The sequence below is a fragment of the Stenotrophomonas sp. YJH_SMC_106-19 genome (assembly GCF_059368375.1).
The window spans coordinates 802,778-817,360 of sequence record NZ_JCAFRQ010000001.1; the positions used below are offsets into that span (position 1 = coordinate 802,778).

Sequence of the window (14,583 nt, forward strand, 5' to 3'; positions counted from 1 at the left end):
GGGTCAATCGTTGACGTTGATCCAGCCCACCACCGCGCCGCTCTTCGGGTTGCGGTACCGCACCTTCAGCCAACCCTCGTGTTCATCCAGCAGTTCCACGCGGTCGCCCTGCAGCAGGTAACGCCGGGTGCTGGGCGCACCGGGCCGATCGAACAGGAACAGGCGCGCCGGCACCACGGTGGCCTGCTGGCTGCGCAGCGGGCCGTCGGGCGGTGCGCCCAGGCCATCAGCGATCGCGCCCTCCAGCACACGACCGGTGGGATCAAAGGTGCGCCAGACCGCCGACGGGCCCTGCTCGTCGGCCGGCACCCAACGCAGTGCGGCGTTCAGGGTATCGCCCAGCATCAAGACGCGCTCGGCGCGATACAGATAGAGTTTCGCGCCTGCAAACCGGTACTGGTCCGTGTACCACATCGGGCCGCTGCGGCAGCTGCTGGTCAACGTGCGCGTGGCGGCATCAACGGTGAGCCCCATCAGGCCGCCGCAGTTGTCACGCCCATGGGTTTCGGCCTGCAGCGCGCGGAAACCACCGCTGGTCGGATCGTAGCGATACACCGCCACCGCTTCATTGACCATGCCGACCGACGCCCGCGCAACCAGCTCCGGGCGCCCATCGAAATCAACATCCTCGGCTGACAACCGCGAATTGCCGTCGACGTCCGGGGCACCCGGCAGGCTCAGCCGCTTGCCAGAGGGCAGCAGCTGCACGGCAATGCTGCCGTCCTCCGCCACCTCAGCCTGCACGCCAATGCCAGGTGCCGCCTCGAAGCGCAGCGACGCATCGCTGTCAGCAGCGTGCGCCAGCGGTACCAGCAGGCCCGCCAGCAGGCCAATCACGGTGTCCCTGTGTCTCATCGTCTTTCCCTGCGACGCCAGGGCGGCGCCTCCCGGTCAGAACGATACGTCAACGGCCTGTCGCGACCACAGCACCGACTGGTGCCCGGTCTGCTGCTTCCACGCCAGGCGGATGGCTTCGATGTCGGCACGACGCTGCGGGCTGTCTTCGTGCAGCACCACCAGTACCTTGGTGCGCAGGCGGTTCGGCGCAGCGTCACCCCGGAACAGCCACTGGCCGTAGGCATCGAACACGGTCAGGCCATCGGGGAAGCGCGGGGTCACTTCCTTGTCCAGGAACGTCCGCCACTGCGCCTCGCTGATGGTGTCGGCCTGCGGTCGGTTGCCGGCGCCCTGCTCCTCGCCCACCCCGAAGTACAGCTCGCTGCGCACCCAGCCCTGGCCAGCGGACGGGCGTGCGGCATCCCCCTTCAGTTCAGCGGTCGTGGCCGTAGCGTAGGCGCTGGGCGCCTGCGAGGAGAGGCTGGCGCAGCCACTGGCGGCAAGCAGAACAGCGAAGGCAAGGCCAAGGTGTTTCATCGGTACAGCTCCGGGGAAGGGGGACAGTGCGAGCCGGCAGCGTACAGCGCCACCGGCCCGGCGTGCTGATGCCAACAGGGCATCAGCTCATGCCGGACCGGCAGGGGCTTGCATCAGCACCGGTCATCACGCGAAGATAATATATCGCTTCATCCGGATGGATGTAAGTGAAACTATCTCCCCCCTCCCCGTCGTCGTTGTTGCTGGAGCCCCCATGTCCGCCCGCCTGCCCGCGTCGCCGCTCGGCCTCGCCATTGCCCTTGCGCTCTCCCCCATCGCCCCGGCCCTGGCCCAGGACGCCACCAACCTCGACACCGTGATCGTCACCGGCACCCGTGCCGCCGACCGCACGGTGCTCGAATCCACCTCGCCGGTGGATGTGCTTACCGCCGAGGACATCCGCAAGGCCGGCGTGGTCAACGGCGAACTCGGCAGTGCGCTGCAGGCGCTGTTGCCGTCGTTCAACTTCCCGCGCCAGTCCAATTCCGGTGGCGCCGACCACGTCCGCGCCGCGCAGCTGCGCGGCCTGTCGCCGGATCAGGTACTGGTGCTGATCAACGGCAAGCGCCGCCACCACACCGCCCTGGTCAACACCGACAGCAAGATCGGCAAGGGCACCACGCCGGTCGACTTCAATGCCATCCCTGTCAGCGCGATCAAGCGCATCGAAGTGCTTCGCGACGGTGCCGGCGCGCTGTATGGCTCCGACGCCGTGGCAGGTGTCATCAATGTGATCCTCGACAATGGTGGCGACGGCGGCGAGATCGAAGCCAGCTACGGTGCAAATCACACCGATCTGAAGCCGATCGGCCGCACCCTTACCGATGGGCAGGCCGGCAACATCAGCGCCAAAGTGGGCACCTCGCTGGGTGAGGACGGTGGTTTCCTGCGCGTCGGCCTGGAGTACAAGCACCGCAACGGGACCAACCGCGCCGGCTTCGACCAGATTCCACCGTGGGACCAGACCCCGGACAACCTCGCACTGCAGGGCAAGCGCAACTACGTGCTGGGCGATGGTGAGAGCAAGGACATCAACCTGTGGCTCAACACTGAAATCCCGGTCGGCCAGACCTCCACCTTCTACGCGTTCGGTACCTTCAACCAGCGCGACACCGAAGGCGCGAACTATTTCCGCTACCCGGACGGCGAGGCCAACTGGAAGGAGGTCTATCCGAACGGTTACCGGCCGGTCTCCGAAGGCGAGAACCGCGACGTGCAGGCGGTCGCCGGTGTGCGCGGCCAATGGGGTGAGTGGAGCTACGACGGCAGCCTGGACCATGGCCAGAACGATTTCACCTATCGCCTGCGTGATTCGCTCAACGCCTCATTGGGCCCGGCCAGCCCGACACGCTTCAAGACGGCTGATTATGAGTACGCTCAGACAGTCGGCAACCTGGACCTGAGCCGTGTGTTCACCCAGAGCGACAGCATCAGCCATACGCTGGGCCTGGGCGCGGAAGCGCGCCGTGAGCGCTACCAGACCCGTCCCGGCGACCCCGCCAGCTATGCGGCCGGCCCGTTTACCGACCGTCCCACCGGCTCGCAGGCCGGCGGCGGCCTCACGCCGCAGGATGCCGCCACCCTGTCGCGCGATGTGGCCAGCGCCTATGCCAGCCTGTCCAGCCAGTTCGGCGATCACTTCTCCAGCGACCTGGCTGCGCGCTACGAGCACAGCGATGATTTCGGCGGCGAACTGACCGGCAAGCTCGGCCTCCGTTACCAGTTCACCCCGGCCTTCGCCCTGCGTGGCGCGATCTCCAACAACTTCCGCGCCCCGTCGCTGGCACAGATCGGCTACGAGTCGACCTCCACTGGCTACAACGCCGGCGGCCAGCTGGTGCAGGGCCGGCTGCTGTCGGTCAACAATCCGATTGCCCGCGGCCTGGGCGCGCAGGACCTCAAGCCCGAAAAGTCGATCAACACGTCGCTGGGCTTCACCAGCCGCATCGGCGAGCACTTCGACCTGTCGCTGGACTTCTTCCAGATCGACATCGATGACCGCATCGCGCTGTCCGAAAGCATCACCGGCGATGCGCTGACCGATTATGTCGCCGCCAACTACGGCGTCAGTGGCCTGCAGAGCGCCAGCTTCTTCGTCAATGCCGCCGATACACGTACCCGTGGCGCCGAACTGGTCAGCAACTGGCGGCAGGCGCTGGGCAACGGCCAACTGCTGCTGACCGGCACTTACGCCTACACCAAGACCACGCTGAAGAACGTGCTGGCCACCCCTGCACAACTGCAGGCGCTCGATCCGGACTATGTGCTGTTCGGCATCGAAGAGACCAACACGCTGACCGACGCCACCCCGCGCACGCGCGGCAGCGTCTCTGCAGCATGGAGCAATGACCGCTGGTCACTCAGCAGCCGGGTGAACCGCTATGGCAGCGTCACCCGTGTCTTCAACTTCGGTGACGGTTACATTCCGCGCCAGACCTACCAGGCCGAATGGCAGCTGGATGCAGAAGTGGAGTATCGCATCAGCGCCCGATGGAGCGTGGCCATCGGCGGACAGAATCTGACCGACAACTACCCGGATCGATCCAATGAGGACATCCATTACTTCGGCAATCTGCCCTACGACGTGCTTTCGCCGATCGGCAGCAACGGCGCCTACTACTACGGCCGCGTCCGTTACACGTTCTGACCGCGGCTGACGCGTGTCTGCGGTGGTGCGGACCACGGGTCCGCACTGCCCCGCTCCGGTACCGCTCCCTCGTGCCGGCAACCGGCAGACAGCGCCGACGCACTGTCGTCGCCTGCTCTCGACCCCACGTACACGCCCACGCTGGCAGGCTGGGCGTCATGGCTGAACCGCTCCCCCTGCGTCCGCCACCTCCATTGCTGGACGATGCCTGCGCGTTGTTCCTCGATGTCGATGGCACCCTGATTGAATTCGCTGCACGACCGGACGCCGTGCAGCTGCTGCCCGATGTGCGTGAGGCCATCGGTCGTATCAGCGACCGCCTGGAAGGTGCCGTAGCACTGGTCAGTGGCCGTCCTCTGGCACAGCTTGACCAGTTGTTCGCGCCTCTGCAGCTGCCTGCGGCTGGCCTGCACGGCCATGAACTGCGTGGCCAGGACGGACGCGTGCTGCGCGACGAACATGACGATGACACCGCCGAATGGCTGCATGCCCTGCATCAGCAGGCGATGCGTTTTGCACATGGCCATCCCGGGGTACTGGTAGAAGACAAGGGTGTGGGCCTGGCCCTGCACTGGCGCGAGGCGCCGCACGCTGGAAGCGCGGTGCGGGCGTTCGCTGACCGCCATGTGCGCGGTCGCTCCAGCTACCGCCTGCAACCCGGCGATCACGTGGTCGAGTTCGTGCCCGTCGGCACCGACAAGGGCCGCGCGATCCGGCGGATGATGCAGTACCTGCCGTTCCGGGGCCGCCTGCCCGTGTTCCTCGGCGATGACCTGACGGATGAATTCGGATTCGACGCCGCCAACGGCCAGCATGGCTGGAGCGTGCTGATCGGCGAGCGTGAACCCAGCGCCGCCGTGTTCGCGCTGCCTGACATACGCAGCGTGCACGCCTGGCTGCGCGAGAATGCCTATTGACCCGGCCACCCCCACGGCCGCAACCGAGATGTACCGCGTGATGACCCAACCCGATCTTGATCTGGGCGTGGTCGGCAACGGCAGCTTCGGCGCCCTGGTCGACAAACATGCCCGTGTCGTCTGGAGCTGCCTGCCCACCTTTGACGGCGACCCCACCTTCTGTGCGCTGCTGGGCCCGAACCAGCAGACAGGCGGCGACTTCGCCGTCGAGCTGGAGGACTTCGCCGACAGCGAGCAGGAATACCTCACCAACACCGCCATCCTGCGCACGGTGCTGCGCGACACGCATGGAGGTGCGCTGGAGATCCTCGATTTCGCGCCACGCTGGCGGCAGAACGACCGCTTCTACCGGCCGGTCAGCCTGATCCGCCAGGTGCGGCCATTGGCCGGCAGCCCACGTATCGTCATCCGCGCACGGCCGCTGGCCGACTGGGGCGCACGTGTTCCCGAATCCACGTGGGGCAGCAACCACGTGCGCTGGATCCTGCCCGACCACGTGCTGCGACTGACCACCGATGTGCCGGTCCGGATGGTCCGTGATGGCCTGCCGTTCGTCCTCAACCACCCTGTGCACCTGATCCTGGGCGTGGATGAATCGCTCAACCGCTCGATCAGCGGCTATGTGCAGGAAGCGTTCCAGCGCACGCGTGACTACTGGCGCGAATGGGTGCGCTATCTGTCGATTCCGCTGGAATGGCAGGACGCGGTGATCCGCAGCGCGATCACTCTCAAGCTGTGCCAGTACGAGGACAGTGGGGCGATCATCGCGGCGATGACCACCTCCATTCCCGAAGCTCCCGGCAGCGTGCGCAACTGGGACTACCGCTACTGCTGGCTGCGCGATGCTGCGTTCGTGGTGCGTTCGCTGAACCGGCTTGGCGCCACCCGTACGATGGAGCAGTTCCTCGGCTACATCTTCAACCTCGCCACCACCGACGGCACGCTGCAGCCGCTGTACGGCATCGGATTCGAGGCCAAGCTGGACGAGGATGAAGTTCCCAGCCTGTCCGGCTACCGCGGGATGGGCCCGGTGCGCCGCGGCAACCTGGCCTGGGTGCAGCGCCAGCACGACGTGTATGGCAGCGTGGTGCTGGCCTCCACCCAGTTGTTCTTCGATCGTCGCCTGCAGGACCCCGGGGATGCCCATACCTTTGCCCGGCTGGAACCGCTGGGCGAACAGGCCTTTGCCCTGCACGACGTCCCTGACGCGGGCCTGTGGGAGTTCCGCGGCCGCACCGAGGTGCACACCTACACCAGCGCGATGTGCTGGGCCGCCTGCGATCGCCTGTGCAAGATCGCCGTGAGGCTCAAGCGCGATGACCGTGCACGCTACTGGCGCGAGCGCGCCGACATCATCCACGCGCGCATCATGCAGCGGTCCTGGAGCGAATCGCTGGGCCACTTCACCGACACCTTCGACGGCCATCGCCTGGACGCGTCGCTGCTGCTGCTGGCCGACATCGGCTTCATCGATGCACTCGACGCACGTTTCATCGCCACCGTGGAGGCCATCGGCCGCGACCTCAAGCATGGCAATTCGCTGTACCGCTACATCGCACCGGACGATTTCGGCGAGCCGGAAACCAGCTTCACCATCTGCACCTTCTGGTACATCGATGCGCTGGCGGCGATCGGGCGCATGGATGAGGCGCGCGAGATGTTCGAGACACTGTTGAAGCAGCGCAATCACCTGGGCCTGCTGTCGGAGGACCTGGCCTTCGACAGCGGCGAAGCGTGGGGCAACTTCCCGCAGACGTATTCGCATGTGGGTCTGATCACGGCAGCGATGCGCCTGTCGCGTTCCTGGCAGGAGGCGTCATGAGTCGTCTGGTGGTGGTCTCCAACCGCGTTGCCGTGCCCGGCGAGAGCCGCGCCGGGGGCCTTGCGGTGGGCCTGCTGGCTGCGCTCAAGGAGCGCGGCGGCATGTGGTTCGGCTGGAGTGGCAAGACCGTGCGTGATGGCAGCGGCGCGCTGCATGAACAGCAGGACGGCGACATCCGCTTCGTCACCATGGACCTGAACAAGCGCGAGGTGGACGGCTACTACAACGGCTTCGCCAACCGCACGCTGTGGCCGCTGCTGCATTTCCGCCTGGACCTGGTCGACTATGACCGCGGCACGCGCGAGACGTATCACAAGGTCAATGCGATGTTCGCGGACAAGCTCGCGCCGTTGCTGCGCGAGGACGATATCGTCTGGATCCACGACTACCATCTGATCCCGCTGGGTGCCCTGCTGCGCGAGCGCGGCATCGGCTGCCGCATCGGCTTCTTCCTGCACATCCCGATGCCCTCGGCGGACCTGCTGCAGGCCATGCCCGACCACCTGCGGCTGTTCTCCGCGCTGTATGCCTATGACCTGGTGGGATTCCAGACCCAGCGCGATGCCGACCGCTTCCAGACCTACCTGCGGCTGTTCGGCGGCGGTCGCGTGCTCGACAACGGCGAACTGGAGGCCCCGGGGGGGCGCCGCTTCCGCGCTGCCGCCTTCCCGATCGGCATCGACACCGGGCTTATCGCGCGTCAGGCCAGCACCGCAGCGGCCAAGGCCGCCGTGAAGAACCTGCGGGCCAGTCTGCGGGATCGGCAGCTGGCCATCGGCGTGGACCGCCTGGACTATTCCAAGGGGCTGCCCGAACGTTTCCTTGGCTTCGAACGTTACCTGCAGCGCCATCCCGACCAGCGCGGCACCCTGACCTACCTGCAGATCGCGCCGGTCTCGCGCGGTGATGTCACCGAGTACCGGCAACTGCGCAGCCAGCTGGAACAGATCGCCGGGCACATCAACGGCGGCCATGCCGAGCCGGACTGGACGCCGCTTCGCTACGTCAACCAGAACTTCACCCATGCCACCCTCACCGGCTTCTACCGCGCGGCGGCCGTCGGTCTGGTCACCCCGCTGCGCGATGGCATGAACCTGGTCGCCAAGGAGTACGTCGCCTCGCAGGACCCGGAGGATCCGGGCGTGCTGGTGCTGTCCCTTCTGGCCGGCGCCGCCGATGAACTGAAGCAGGCGCTGCTGGTCAACCCGCACGATCTGGACGGCGTGGCCGATGCCATCGCCACGGCCGCCACCATGTCGCTGCGCAAGCGCCAGGAGCGCTGGCACGCCATGATGGAGCACCTGCGCACCTACGACATCAACCATTGGCGGCGCACCTACCTGGACGCCCTCGAAGGCTGAATCAGGCGCATTCTGTACGCCGAAACTTGACGCTTTTGGCTCGAAAGTAATTGCGCATGCAACCATCCCGCCGCTGTGGCGTGCTCTCCACAGCCGCTGTCGCAAGTGGCACTCAGGCAGGCGAACGTCCTGCTGCCCCAAGGCTTCCAGCCAGCTGCGTGGCGTCCTCGCGACGCCATCGCGCAAAACGAAAGAAAATGAACCGGCGATATTTCATTTCGCATTGACGCGACCTCCCCACAGTGGCGCCCCCAGAGCTCCTGCAATCGACAGAAGCCGCACCGTGCACGACCGCGTGCACATCACTCCGGGGATCCACTGCATGCACGCGTACGACCGTTTCATCGAAGAAGCCAGCCACCGCCTGGGACTGGGCCATCGCACCCGTTGGGTGGTTGATGTGATTGCCGGCTGGATAGCCTCCCACCCACGGGGACTGGACGGACTGGAGCAGACCTTCGAGCAGGCGGGCCTGGGGGTTCACTTCCGATCCTGGCGGCGTCCCGGGCAGCCGCCGCTGCCGGTGCTGGCCAGCGACCTGCAGCGTGCGCTGGGTGATCCGGTCATGGACCGGCTGGCCAGGCGCAGCAGACTGTCATCAGGGGCGTTCCGGGTCGTGGCCTGCGATCTGCTGCCGGGGCTGATCGCATTGACCTCCCAGCCCATCGAGCCGGCCCCTTCGGAGCCGCGCCAGCTGCGCAACCGCCCGCAGCGGCAGCGACCGCAGATGGCCGGCACCCTGCTCACCCCGCGGGTGCAGGGCATGGCCCTGCGCAGCCTGCTGTGGATGATGGCCGCCGTGGTCGTGCTCGGCGCTACCGCATGGCTGCAGCTGAAGGCACGCACGCCGCTGTGGACGCCACAGGCGATCGTCCGCGAACACGACGCGCGGCTGTTCCTGCACCAGCGCGGCGCGCAGGTCTCGGTCCATGGCAGCCTGCCCAGCGACGCCCTGCGCCGCCGCCTGTGGAGCGCGTTGATTGCGGTGCATGGCGCAGGGCACGTCAGTGGCCGTATCGAGATCGATCCGCAGGCCCGGTCGCCGCGCTGGTTCGAGCGCCTGATCCGCACCCTGCCCTGCCTGCAGGGCGAGGGACTGCGCCTGGAGTTCGCCGGCAACCAGCTGGATATCGACTCCACCGCCCTGAGCGAAGAGCGGCGCCTGGCGATCTCGCGGCAGCTCCGCCAGGATTTCCCCGCCCTGCGGATGAGTGGGCTGTGGGGTCCGGGCCGGGCGGCATTGTCGCGGCTGCCGGCCGATGCCGGCGCCGCGCAGCGGATCGCTGCGCTGAACCTGACCCGGCTGGAGTTCCATCCCGGCTCCAGCGAACTGCGCGGCAGCTCCAGCGAAACGCTGCAGGTGGTGGCCGACGCATTGCGCAGCACTGCGCCGGGCACACGGGTGGAAGTGGCCGCGCACACCGACAGCCAGGGCGCGTCCGAGGCCAACCGGCAGCTCAGCCAGCAGCGTGCGGACGTGGTGGTGACGGCGTTGCAGGCGCATGGCGTGCCGGCACCGATGCTGGTCGCGGTGGGGCACGGCGAAGAGCATCCGGTAGCCGACAACCGCAGCGAGGACGGCCGCGCGCGCAACCAGCGCATCGCCTATCGGCTGCTTGCGGCTCCGCACTGACACCGCGCGCGGACCGACCGGCGCATCAGTCCAGGAAACGGCCGGCCTGCTGCGTCGTCGGCAGCGTGCAGCGGTCGTGACGACCGAACCAGCGGTATCGGTTGCGGGCCAGCCTGCGATAGGCGGCATCCCGCCAGCTGCGCGGCAACAGGCGCAGCACGCCCGCCAGCCGCCATGCGCCTCCCAGCCCGGTCAGCACGCGCAGGATCGCGTCCGTGTCAGTCCAGGCGCCCTGCTCGTCCAGCAGCAGAAAGGAGCGCGGGTCCTGCGGATCCAGCCCATGGCTGCGCAGCAGCAGGCTGCCATGCGTACCCTGCATCGCTGCGAAGCGATAGCGCCCGTGGCGGTCCACGCGCAACAGGAAACGCACCCAGCGGCTGCACAGCGCACAGACGCCATCGAACACGATCACTGCGTCACTGCGGGTCGAGCCAGCCTTCATAACGGATCAGCGCTCCAATCCAGGGCAATGTCACATCAACCAGGAAAGTGTAGCGCTCTGCGGCCCAGGCCTCGCGGCAGCGCACGCCGTCGAACCAGCGCGTCGGCAGCGGCAGCAGGCCGAACACGCGGACGCTGCGCACCGACCAGTCGATGCCGCCTTCACACGCCCGCAGCTCAAATCCGAAGTGCACCGCACCGAGCTGCTCATGCAGACCGCCTTCCTGTGCCCACAGCCGCGACACCATCGGCCAGCGCCCGAAACGTCGCGCCCACTGCTCGCCTTGCCCGCAGGCGCTGAACACCACCTCGACCGGCAAGGCGTGCGCCTCCTTCGGCAGCCGCGCCAACGCGGCCAGCATGGGCACCAGCCAATGGCGGCCCCGTGCGATCCGCGCCTGCCCGGTACGGCGGCACGGCAGCGGCGCCGCATGCAACGCCTGCACCGGTGCTGCCAGGGTGGCGAAGGCCGGCCCCAGCACCTGCGCGAACAGCGGCACGGTCAGGGAGCGATCCAGGCCAGCGTTGCCATGCGGCCGGTGCGGCGGTCGCGACGGTGCGAATACAGGTCCGGATCGGCAATGGTGGAGATCGTGCCGCCAGACACCTGGGCCGGGTCCACGCCCACGGACTGCAGGCGCTGGCGGGCCAGTGCGAACAGATCGACCTTCCAGTGCCCCGCGCGGGTGGCCACGAAGGCGGCGGCCGCCGCCGGTTCGTGGCCGACGAAGGCCTGATACACCTCTTCGCCGATCTCATAGTCGGCAGGCCCTGCCGCCGGGCCCAGCCAGACCCGCAGCTGCGACGACGCGGTGCGCATCGCGGCTACCGTGTGTTCCAGCATGCCATCGGCCAGGCCGCGCCAGCCCGCATGGGCCGCGCCCACTTCGCTGCCGTCGGCGGCGGCAAACACCACCGGAAGGCAGTCCGCGGTCAGGATGGCCAGCACCACCCCCGGCACCGACGTCACCGCGGCATCGGCCACCGGCTCGCTGGCCCCGGCCACTGGCGGGCCATCAAAGCGCAGCACGGTGGTGCCATGCACCTGGCGCAGCCAGTGCGGCGCGGAGGGCAGCGCCAGTCCCTGCTGCAGCAGTTGCCGGTTGTGTTCGACGTTGGCCGGCGCATCTCCATCGGCTGCGTGCCGGTTGCCCAGGTTGAACTGGGCAAAGGGTGCCGGCGAAATGCCCGCGCCGTGCCGGCGTGTGGTCAGCGCCCGCACGCCCGGCGGCGCCGGCCAGTCAGCCTGCAGCAGCGGCAGCGCGGTCGCCATCACCAGCGATCCCGCTCGCGCTCGGTAAAGGCCTCGCTGTCTTCGCGCAGCACCTTCATCAGGTGCAGCATGTCGTCCGGTACCGGCGCCGAATTGCGCACCGGCTCGCCGGTGATGGGATGCACGAACTCCAGCGTCTCGGCGTGCAGGGCCTGGCGCTTGAAGCCACGCAGCGCGGCCACCAGTTCGTCGCTGGCGCCCTTGGGCAGCTTCAGCGCACCGCCATACAGCGGGTCGCCGATGATGGGGTGGCGCAGGTGCGCCATATGCACGCGGATCTGGTGGGTGCGGCCGGTTTCCAGCCGGCATTCCAGCGCGGTGTGCGCCCGGAAGCGCTCGCGCAGGCGGTAATGGGTGATCGCGTCCTTGCCGTCTTCGCGCACCGCCATCTTCAGGCGGTCGCGCGGATGACGGTCGATCGGCGCATCGGCGGTGCCGCCGGCCACCAGAGCGCCCATCACGATGGCCAGATACTGGCGGTGCACATCACGCGCGGCCAGCTGTTCGACCAGGGCCGTCTGCGCCTCCAGGGTGCGGGCGACCACCATCACGCCGCTGGTGTCCTTGTCGAGGCGATGCACGATGCCGGCGCGCGGCAGAACCGCCACCGACGGGTCGCGGTACAGCAGCGCATTGACCAGGGTGCCGCTGTGGTTGCCGGCACCCGGGTGGACCACCAGGCCGACCGGCTTGTTGATCACCAGCAGGTGCTCGTCCTCGAACAGCACGTCCAGCGGGATGTCCTCCGGCTGGGCGTCGGTCTGGGTCTCCAGCACCACGTTCAGGGTCACCACCTCGCCACCGCGCAGCGGATCGCGCGGCCGCGCCTGGGCGCCATCGAGCAGGACGTCGCCGGCCTTGATCCATTCGGTCAGGCGTGAACGGGAGTACTCGGGGAACAGTTCGGCCACGACGGCGTCGAAACGCCGGCCGGCGGCGGTGTCGGGGACGATGGCCTGGCGGGCCGATTCGGAGGGTTGTTCAGACATGGCAGGGGGGTATCTTTGAAATTTTGGGGTCCCGGCGGTCGGTTTCAGTCGCAGGACAGGACACTAGGCTATCATCGACCCTTCGTATTCCAGACGCGTCCCGCCTTGACCCCATGATCCGACGCTCCGCCATGCTCTCCGCGCCCGTCCGCCTCACCGCCCTGCTGCTGGTGCTGGTCATCGCCGCCACCGGCTGCCATCGCGGCGCCAAGAAGGGTGATCGCCCCGACGACGGGACGCCGGTCGAACAGCTGTACGAGAAGAGCCACACGCTGATGAAGGGGGGCAACTGGAGCGGCGCCGAAGCCAGCTTCCGTCGCCTGGTGGCCCAGTATCCCTACGGCCCGTACACCGAACAGGCGATGATCGAAACCGCCTACGCGCAGTACAAGGCCGGCAAGCACGACGATGCGGTGTCGAGCATCGACCGTTTCATCCGGACCTATCCGACCCATCGCAACATCGCCTACCTGTATTACCTGCGCGGCCTGGCCAACTCCAACCGCAATACGGTTTTCCTGCGTCGCGTATGGTCCCTGGACCCCAGCCGCCGCGATCTGTCCACGCCGCACCAGGCGTATTCGGACTTCAACATCGTCGTTGACCGCTACCCGAACAGCCGCTACGCCGCCGACGCCCGCCAGCGGATGATCGAGCTGCGTGACGTATTCGCCCAGCACGAGCTGGACAACGCGCTGTACTACATGCGCCGTGGCGCCTGGGTGTCGGCCGCTGGCCGCGCCAACTACCTGCTGGAAACCTATCCGCAGAGCGCCTTCCAGTACGACGCCGTGGCAGTCCTGGCCGACTCCTACACCCACCTGGGCAACAAGACCCTGGCCGACGATGCCCGGCGCGTGCTGGAGCTGAACCAGCCCGATCACCCGTGGCTGGCAGGCAACTGGCCGAAGTACCCCTGGATGATCCGCAAGCTCAACCCGTTCGCAGGCGAGAAGTCCGCCAGTACCGGCCAGCGCAACGCGCGGCTGGAAAAGAAGTAAGAAAAGGGCCCCGCAAGGGGCCCTTCCTTTTTGTGGGCGCTATTTGGTAGCAAATGCCCATACCGAAAAGCTTCTGGTTTGACCATTATCCAGCCGGCTCATCGGTTTGGTTTTCGGGCTAGACCGGCACCGCCTGGTTCCTACCAGTGAGCTTCACCACTAGTGCGATCGGCGACCCTGTGCGGCATCGCTCGACCGTGTGTGTCAAAGAAGTGCTCATTCTTGCTTAGTCAACTAGTCCTCGCCTAGCGGGTGGACCGCCATAGCGAACAGGCAGTGGCCCAGGTCGCACGTGCCGTGGCAGGCCTGCTGAAAGGCCCTGTCACCTTCTCATTTCCGATTTCGGCGAGCTCTGCTAGGCATTTCTTAAGCGATCGAGGCTGCCTGAGCGGTGGGGCTGGACGCATTCGGCCCGACCGCTTATGTCTCCGCCCTTCTCCTTTGTAGTCACTGGCTAACGCATGGCCGTTCCTGCGGCACACCGAGCGTTAGCTGCGCGTCTGAACGCATGCGACGAGCATGAGCGACGATACGTCAGCGTCTTGTCGGTCAGCACGAATTAGTTCGTTACTTACAACGAATTGAATTGGGGCTATACTCACCGTCATGCGTTACCTACCTGCCCAAGTCAAGGAAGCACTCAGGATTTCTGAGGAGACGTTTCGCCATTGGCGACGCGCATTGCCGCCCCTTCAAGGGCGTAAGGGGTATGGACCGTGCTTCACGCCGGGCGACCTGCTGGCGTTGAAGGTCGTAGCGCAGCTACACACCTTAGGCATCCAAGTTCGCCACATCACGCCGCACGCCGTGGACTTGTTCGAGGTGTGCTCGCAGAGCGCATGGTTTGGCTTGAACGACAAGGCCATCGCGTACCGCGGTAATTCGATCAGCATCACGGCGGTATCCGAGGCTCGGCTTCCGGCACAGGCATGCGTTTTGGTACCGCTGCGGCCTTTGATTGCAGAGCTCAGACAAGCCTTGTCGGACGAGGAGACCGTGCCAACGCAGTCGGACATTGCGTTCCCGCCGATGCGTGTTGGTTCGGCGAAGTCGGCATGACGGGCCGTTCTACCAACATGTACCACACCGTTCGACGGGCTTTGGACCCTGCGTTCCCGCCCCTGA

13 protein-coding genes are annotated in these 14,583 nt (G+C 66.9%); 7 read left to right on the forward strand and 6 right to left on the reverse strand.

Features of this window, described 5'->3' with window-relative positions:
- Nucleotides 1-3 precede the first annotated feature (3 nt).
- Together AC5P5M_RS03610 and AC5P5M_RS03615 are read right to left on the reverse strand one after the other, a co-directional pair.
- Nucleotides 4-855: an XAC2610-related protein gene (locus AC5P5M_RS03610; protein WP_495205567.1), complete on the reverse strand. Its 852-nt coding sequence runs from the start codon at nt 853-855 to the stop codon at nt 4-6.
- 36 nt (nt 856-891) lie between these two features.
- On the reverse strand, nt 892-1,374 hold the full coding sequence (locus AC5P5M_RS03615) for a DUF3574 domain-containing protein (RefSeq protein ID WP_053517005.1): 483 nt from the start codon (nt 1,372-1,374) through the stop codon (nt 892-894).
- Nucleotides 1,375-1,588: 214 nt separating this feature from the next.
- Here AC5P5M_RS03615 and AC5P5M_RS03620 point away from each other — a divergent pair, with 214 nt between their 5' ends.
- The 5 genes from AC5P5M_RS03620 (at nt 1,589) to AC5P5M_RS03640 (ending at nt 9,754) form a co-directional block, all read left to right on the forward strand.
- The gene (locus AC5P5M_RS03620) at nt 1,589-4,021 is read left to right on the forward strand and encodes a TonB-dependent receptor plug domain-containing protein (RefSeq protein ID WP_193396493.1); all 2,433 of its coding nucleotides are present in this window, start codon (nt 1,589-1,591) and stop codon (nt 4,019-4,021) included.
- 158 nt (nt 4,022-4,179) lie between these two features.
- Entirely contained in the window at nt 4,180-4,938 is a 759-nt protein-coding gene (otsB, locus tag AC5P5M_RS03625; RefSeq protein ID WP_065181638.1) for a trehalose-phosphatase, read from the forward strand.
- Between the two features lie 40 nt (nt 4,939-4,978).
- Complete coding sequence (locus AC5P5M_RS03630) at nt 4,979-6,760, forward strand: glycoside hydrolase family 15 protein (protein ID WP_053517094.1); 1,782 nt, start codon at nt 4,979-4,981, stop codon at nt 6,758-6,760.
- Nucleotides 6,757-8,121: an alpha,alpha-trehalose-phosphate synthase (UDP-forming) gene (gene otsA / locus AC5P5M_RS03635; protein WP_180875513.1), complete on the forward strand. Its 1,365-nt coding sequence runs from the start codon at nt 6,757-6,759 to the stop codon at nt 8,119-8,121. The genes AC5P5M_RS03630 and otsA overlap by 4 nt, the downstream gene beginning before the upstream one ends.
- A gap of 322 nt (nt 8,122-8,443) precedes the next feature.
- Nucleotides 8,444-9,754: an OmpA family protein gene (locus AC5P5M_RS03640; RefSeq protein WP_460255946.1), complete on the forward strand. Its 1,311-nt coding sequence runs from the start codon at nt 8,444-8,446 to the stop codon at nt 9,752-9,754.
- 25 nt (nt 9,755-9,779) lie between these two features.
- Here the strand turns inward: AC5P5M_RS03640 and AC5P5M_RS03645 are convergent, their stop codons facing one another.
- The 4 genes from AC5P5M_RS03645 to rluD are packed head-to-tail and all read right to left on the reverse strand — an operon-like array spanning nt 9,780 to nt 12,457.
- Entirely contained in the window at nt 9,780-10,196 is a 417-nt protein-coding gene (locus tag AC5P5M_RS03645) for a thiol-disulfide oxidoreductase DCC family protein (RefSeq protein ID WP_053517013.1), read from the reverse strand.
- Nucleotides 10,171-10,677, reverse strand: coding sequence for a DUF4166 domain-containing protein (locus AC5P5M_RS03650; protein WP_414488195.1), 507 nt, complete (start codon nt 10,675-10,677; stop codon nt 10,171-10,173). Before AC5P5M_RS03650 ends, AC5P5M_RS03645 begins: the two co-directional genes overlap by 26 nt.
- Before the next feature lie 20 nt (nt 10,678-10,697).
- Nucleotides 10,698-11,468, reverse strand: a complete 771-nt coding sequence (pgeF, locus tag AC5P5M_RS03655) for a peptidoglycan editing factor PgeF (RefSeq protein WP_495205568.1) — start codon at nt 11,466-11,468, stop codon at nt 10,698-10,700.
- Complete coding sequence (gene rluD, locus AC5P5M_RS03660; protein ID WP_053517019.1) at nt 11,468-12,457, reverse strand: 23S rRNA pseudouridine(1911/1915/1917) synthase RluD; 990 nt, start codon at nt 12,455-12,457, stop codon at nt 11,468-11,470. Before rluD ends, pgeF begins: the two co-directional genes overlap by 1 nt.
- A gap of 113 nt (nt 12,458-12,570) precedes the next feature.
- Between rluD and AC5P5M_RS03665 the strand changes: the two genes are divergently transcribed.
- On the forward strand, nt 12,571-13,458 hold the full coding sequence (locus AC5P5M_RS03665) for an outer membrane protein assembly factor BamD (protein WP_495205569.1): 888 nt from the start codon (nt 12,571-12,573) through the stop codon (nt 13,456-13,458).
- A gap of 606 nt (nt 13,459-14,064) precedes the next feature.
- Nucleotides 14,065-14,517, forward strand: coding sequence for a hypothetical protein (locus AC5P5M_RS03670; protein ID WP_495205570.1), 453 nt, complete (start codon nt 14,065-14,067; stop codon nt 14,515-14,517).
- Nucleotides 14,518-14,583 lie beyond the last annotated feature (66 nt).

Coding starts and splice junctions, on each gene's coding strand:
- otsA (WP_180875513.1), top strand. CDS start 6,757: ATGAGTCGTCTGGTGGTGGTCTCCAACCGCGTTGCCGTGCCCGGCGAG.
- AC5P5M_RS03615 (WP_053517005.1), bottom strand. CDS start 1,374: ATGAAACACCTTGGCCTTGCCTTCGCTGTTCTGCTTGCCGCCAGTGGC.
- AC5P5M_RS03640 (WP_460255946.1), top strand. CDS start 8,444: ATGCACGCGTACGACCGTTTCATCGAAGAAGCCAGCCACCGCCTGGGA.
- AC5P5M_RS03670 (WP_495205570.1), top strand. CDS start 14,065: ATGCGTTACCTACCTGCCCAAGTCAAGGAAGCACTCAGGATTTCTGAG.
- AC5P5M_RS03645 (WP_053517013.1), bottom strand. CDS start 10,196: ATGAAGGCTGGCTCGACCCGCAGTGACGCAGTGATCGTGTTCGATGGC.
- AC5P5M_RS03620 (WP_193396493.1), top strand. CDS start 1,589: ATGTCCGCCCGCCTGCCCGCGTCGCCGCTCGGCCTCGCCATTGCCCTT.
- otsB (WP_065181638.1), top strand. CDS start 4,180: ATGGCTGAACCGCTCCCCCTGCGTCCGCCACCTCCATTGCTGGACGAT.
- pgeF (WP_495205568.1), bottom strand. CDS start 11,468: ATGGCGACCGCGCTGCCGCTGCTGCAGGCTGACTGGCCGGCGCCGCCG.
- AC5P5M_RS03610 (WP_495205567.1), bottom strand. CDS start 855: ATGAGACACAGGGACACCGTGATTGGCCTGCTGGCGGGCCTGCTGGTA.
- AC5P5M_RS03630 (WP_053517094.1), top strand. CDS start 4,979: ATGACCCAACCCGATCTTGATCTGGGCGTGGTCGGCAACGGCAGCTTC.
- rluD (WP_053517019.1), bottom strand. CDS start 12,457: ATGTCTGAACAACCCTCCGAATCGGCCCGCCAGGCCATCGTCCCCGAC.
- AC5P5M_RS03665 (WP_495205569.1), top strand. CDS start 12,571: ATGATCCGACGCTCCGCCATGCTCTCCGCGCCCGTCCGCCTCACCGCC.